The organism is Variovorax sp. P4_D9, from assembly GCF_056401695.1.
Window position 1 is genome coordinate 1 of the sequence record NZ_JBFUIU010000724.1, and the last position, 4,415, is coordinate 4,415.

The window sequence follows — 4,415 nt, forward strand, 5'->3', positions numbered from 1 at the left end:
GCACCTTGCTGCACGCCATTTCGGGCCTGGTGCCAATGCGCTCGGGGACGGTTCACTTCGAAGGCCGTGAACTCAGCCGATCCACACCGCGCGACATCGTGAAGGCCGGCATCGTTCAGGTGCTCGAGGGGCATCGCGTATTCCACACGCTGTCGATCGAGGACAACCTGCTGATCGGGACCTATGCGGCCCATCCCCGTGGCGACCGGAGCAAGCTCGACAGAATCTACGAAATGTTTCCCGAGCTGGCGGAGCGGCGCCACCAGATGGCGTCGCGTCTTTCGGGAGGGCAACAACAGATCCTGGCCGTCGGGCAGGGTGTCATCGGCGAACCGAAATTGCTCATCCTGGACGAACCTTCAGGCGGTCTTGCGCCGATGGTGATCGACCGGATCCTGGAGGTTGCATCAGGCCTTTGCAGGAGTGGCCTGGCCATCTTGCTGGTCGAGCAGTTGGTGGAGAAAGCGCTCCGGCACGCGAACTATGGGTATCTGGTCGAGACAGGCCGCGTCGCCGCTGCCGCTTTCGCAGGCGAGTTGCGGGAGGGCGAGCTCCTGCAGCGGGTGTATCTGGGCGGGCATTGACGCCCGGCGCAACCATGCATGACGGCGAGGCGCCCGCGTACCGCGGTACTTTGCAACGGCACACCCGCGAGCTGTTGGACTGGCACTCCAGCAGCTCCGTCGAAGAGGCCCTGGAGCCCGGACTGCCCATCGTCGACCCGCACCATCACCTGTACGGGACGGTCACCGATGACCATTACTACCGCCTCGAGGATCTCGAGCGTGATCTCGCGAGCGGCCACAGGATCATGGCAACCGTCTATGTGGAAGCCTACGAACCGGGATGGCGCCCAACCGGGCCGGAAAGCTTCAGGCCGGTCGGCGAGGTCGAGAGGATCGTCGGTCTGACGAGGGCCCCCGTCAGGACTTCGCATGGCCACTGCAAGGTGGCGGCAGGTATCGTGGCCCACGCCGACCTGACGCTTGGCGACGCCGTTGCCGACGTGCTGGCAGCGCATGCGGTCGCTGGCGAAGGACGCCTGCGCGGGATACGCCACGTGGCGCCCTATGACGGAGGTGTGGTGGGCCGCTTCATCAAGGGCAAGCCTCGGCCGCATCTGCTTGCAGACGCAGCATTTCGCAAGGGAATGGCGCAATTGGACAGGTTCGGGCTGAGTTTCGACGCCTGGGTGTACCACCCCCAATTGGGAGAACTGCGCGACCTGGCCGAAGCGTTCCCGGCGACGCCCATCATCGTCAACCATGTGGGCGGCTTGATTGGCGTTGAAGACTACAGGCCCGAACGCGCCGCGAACGTCGAACGCTGGCGACGCGATCTGCGAAGTCTGGCCGCCCGGCCCAACGTGTCGATCAAGATCGGGGGATTGGGGATGCCGGTGTTCGGCTTCGGATTCGAACACGCCGGAAGGCCCGCCACGTCGCCCGAGCTGGCAAGGGCCTGGTGGCCCCTGATCGAGACATGCATCGAGGCCTTTGGACCGGGGCGATGCATGTTCGAAGGCAATTTCCCTGTCGACAAGCAGTCCTGCGGGTACCCGGAACTCTGGAACGCGTTCAAGCTGGCGAGCCGCCACCTGTCAGCGGACGAGCGAAGTGACTTGTTTCACCGCACGGCATGTCGGGTCTATCGTCTGCCCGACATTGAAGCCCTCGCGGGACTGGCATAGGCCATGAAAGTGGCGCCGGGCACCCACTCGCCGCCGACCCGTTTGCAATAGGTCATTTCAGTTGACAGGGGTCAGCAGGGGCAGCCCGGCGAAATGCCGGGTCGCGTTGTCCATGAAGCGGACGACAGAGGCATGGATGGCCTCCGGCGATATGCCGGCGATGTGCGGCGTCAGGATCGCGTTGTCGAATTCCAGCAGTGCCGCGGGGGGCAGTGGCTCGCTCTCGTAGACGTCGAGGGCCGCAGCGTGGATGCGGGCATCGCGCAGTGCATTTGCCAGCGCTGCCGTGTCCACCAGCGAGCCGCGCGACACGTTGACCAGCACCCCGCCAGGGCCGAGCGCGTCGAGCACCGAGCCTCCGACGATGTGGTGGGTCTGGCCGCCGGCGGGCGCGCTGATCACCAGGAAATCGCACCACGTCGCGAGGGCGTAGATGTCGTTGAACCAGCGGTAGCCAGAGTCGTCGCGCCGCGTGCGGCTGCTGTAGCCGATCTCCATGTCGAAGCCGGTGGCGCGGCGTGCCACCTGGCGGCCGATGGCGCCCAGGCCGAAGATGCCAAGCTTGCGGCCCGACACATGCGGCGGGCGCGGGATGTCGTCGCGCCACAGGCCGTTGCGCACACCACTGTTGAGGAAAGGAATGCGGCGGATGGCCGCCAGCAGGATGGCCATGGCATGGTCAGCCACGGCAGCGTCGTTGGTGCCGGCGGCATTGCACACCCGTATGCCGCGCGTGGCCGCCGCGTCCAGCGAAATCTTCTCGTAGCCCACGCCCAAGCTGCAGACCAGTTCCAGCGCGGCCAGGCCCGAGAATTCCCCGGGCGTGAGCCCGGTCGCGCCGTTGGTGAGTACCATCCGGATGGCGTCGCCGTGCGCTGCGATCAGTGCTGCGGCTTCCGACCGGTCCACGTTGGGTTTCTCGATCGGGGCATAGATCATCTCGAACTGCCCCGCCACCAGGGCGCGGTGTTCTTCGGACAAGTAGACCAGGACAAGGAGCAGGGGTTTCATGGGTGGCGTCCGGCCGGCGCGAGGGCCCGGCGTAAGAGTGAATGCGGGGCGGCCGGCCGCGGCTCAGCGCTGCCCGTCACCGACAGAAATCTGATCGACCCGCAGACCTCCCAGTCGCTCGTGGACCCGGCCGCCGGTGGACATGACCAGTGCATAGAGACACTCGTCCGGGCGCGGGCCGTCGATCACGCCGACGTCCATGGTGCTGAAATGGCTACGCACGTAAGCCGCCTCGATGTTGTGCATGGGAATCGGCAGCCGCATGCCGGCGCTCGCGACGACCTTGGCCGTCGGCACGATGGACTTGGCCTTGGGCAGATTGGCGCGCATCGACCAGCCCCCCGCCTCATGCCAGATGGCGCCGTGCTCCAGTTCACCGTTGACACCGACGATGGCACCCTTGCCGTAGGCCTGGATGGCATCGGCGCCGCCGAGCGCGGCCAGCAGTTCGGGCACCAGTTCCTTGGCCAGTTCTGTCGCGGCCTTCACCAGCTCGGACAGGTCTTCGACATAGCGGCCGGCGTAGGGGTTGTTGACCACCACCGCGATGGAGCCCATGCGAATGGGCTCGGCACGGGCGGGCCCGCCTTCGTGGTAGACGGTTTCGAGGGTCAGCAGCTTCTTGCGGACGTTGATCAGTGACATGGGTTGCTCCAGATTTGTTGGGAAGGGTCGGATTCAGGCGGCGGCTTCGGGCGCGCTGCCGAACTGCACGCCGGCCCATTGCTCGAAATGGCGGATCGGATAGACGTTGTCGCGCTGCCCATCGCCCTGGGTGATGGCAAAAGCCAGGAACTGCCGGGCGGCCGGGCTCACCAGCATGGGAGCGCCGATCTTCTCGGCCTCGTCGATGCACATCTTGATGTCTTTGTGCAGCAGCTCGGTGGTGAAGCGAACCGGAAAGCTCCGGTCGAGCACGCACTGCGGGATGCGCTCCAGCGTGGCGAACGAGCGGCCGCTGGAGGCGTTGAGAACGTCGAGCATGGTCTTGGCATCCAGGCCCGCCTTCACGCCGTAGACCAGCGCCTCGCAGCTGGCCACCATGCTGGTGGCGTAGAGCGTGTTGTTGATGATCTTCATCGTCTGGCCGAGCGTGGGATCGACGCCGAGATAGAAGATGTTCTTGCCCAGCACGCGCAGCAGTGGCTCGACTTCGCGATAGGCAGCCTCCGCCCCGGCCGGCATCACGGCCAGTGTCCCCTTTTCCGCCGCGACGGTGCCACCGCTGACCGGCGCGCTCACGAACGCGATGTTGCGCGCCTCCAGGGCAGTGGCGATCTCGCGTGTCGCCGAGGGGCCGGTGGTCGACAGGTCCAGCACCAGGCGCACGGCGCTGCCGTCGATCACGTTGCCGGCGCCAACGGCCACATCCTTCACGATGGCCGGCATCGGCAGGCACAGCAGCACCATCTCGACCTGCGAAGCCAGTTCGCGCGCGCTGGTCGCCACCTGGGCGCCCTTGTCGGCCATGCGCTGCTGCGCGGGAGCGCTGCGGTCATGGACCACCAGTTCATGGCCAGCCGCCAGCAGGCGGGTGCCGAAGTGCACCCCGATATTGCCCAGTCCTATCAGTCCGATCTTCATGGCGCTTGGTGTCCTTGATGTGCAGGGCCCCGGGGGTCGGGGCGGTTGCTGCGCATCCTAGGAGTCCTGGCCCGGCGACGCCATTGCCGATTCGGCGATGGGGTATAGCTCTGTGTTATGTCCCGTGCTT

At 66.1% G+C, this 4,415-nt stretch carries 5 protein-coding genes and 1 pseudogene; 2 read left to right on the top strand and 4 right to left on the bottom strand.

All coding sequences use genetic code 11. The features are described 5' to 3' along the window. Together AC1DY5_RS43600 and AC1DY5_RS43605 are read left to right on the top strand one after the other, a co-directional pair. Positions 1-584: ABC transporter ATP-binding protein (locus AC1DY5_RS43600; protein WP_478120635.1), on the top strand; the 584-nt coding region annotated here is incomplete at its 5' end. Positions 585-598: 14 nt separating this feature from the next. After that, positions 599-1,690: an amidohydrolase family protein gene (locus tag AC1DY5_RS43605; protein ID WP_478120636.1), complete on the top strand. Its 1,092-nt coding sequence runs from the start codon at positions 599-601 to the stop codon at positions 1,688-1,690. 57 nt (positions 1,691-1,747) lie between these two features. Here AC1DY5_RS43605 and AC1DY5_RS43610 read toward each other — a convergent pair whose 3' ends face one another. The 4 genes and pseudogenes from AC1DY5_RS43610 to AC1DY5_RS43625 form a co-directional block, all read right to left on the bottom strand. Next, positions 1,748-2,701, bottom strand: coding sequence for a 2-hydroxyacid dehydrogenase (locus AC1DY5_RS43610; protein ID WP_478120637.1), 954 nt, complete (start codon positions 2,699-2,701; stop codon positions 1,748-1,750). A gap of 63 nt (positions 2,702-2,764) precedes the next feature. Continuing rightward, positions 2,765-3,346, bottom strand: coding sequence for an amino acid synthesis family protein (locus tag AC1DY5_RS43615; protein ID WP_478120638.1), 582 nt, complete (start codon positions 3,344-3,346; stop codon positions 2,765-2,767). A gap of 33 nt (positions 3,347-3,379) precedes the next feature. Beyond that, a complete protein-coding gene (locus AC1DY5_RS43620; RefSeq protein ID WP_478120639.1) occupies positions 3,380-3,781 on the bottom strand; it encodes an NAD-binding protein in 402 nt (133 codons plus the stop codon). 36 nt (positions 3,782-3,817) lie between these two features. Further along, positions 3,818-4,288 (bottom strand): annotated as a pseudogene (locus tag AC1DY5_RS43625) (NAD(P)-dependent oxidoreductase); the annotation flags it as partial. Positions 4,289-4,415 lie beyond the last annotated feature (127 nt).

What these genes read in the sequence shown, in the direction of transcription:
- AC1DY5_RS43605 (WP_478120636.1), top strand. Translation starts at nt 599, where the DNA reads ATGCATGACGGCGAGGCGCCCGCGTACCGCGGTACTTTGCAACGGCAC.
- AC1DY5_RS43610 (WP_478120637.1), bottom strand. Translation starts at nt 2,701, where the DNA reads ATGAAACCCCTGCTCCTTGTCCTGGTCTACTTGTCCGAAGAACACCGC.
- AC1DY5_RS43615 (WP_478120638.1), bottom strand. Translation starts at nt 3,346, where the DNA reads ATGTCACTGATCAACGTCCGCAAGAAGCTGCTGACCCTCGAAACCGTC.
- AC1DY5_RS43620 (WP_478120639.1), bottom strand. Translation starts at nt 3,781, where the DNA reads ATGAAGATCATCAACAACACGCTCTACGCCACCAGCATGGTGGCCAGC.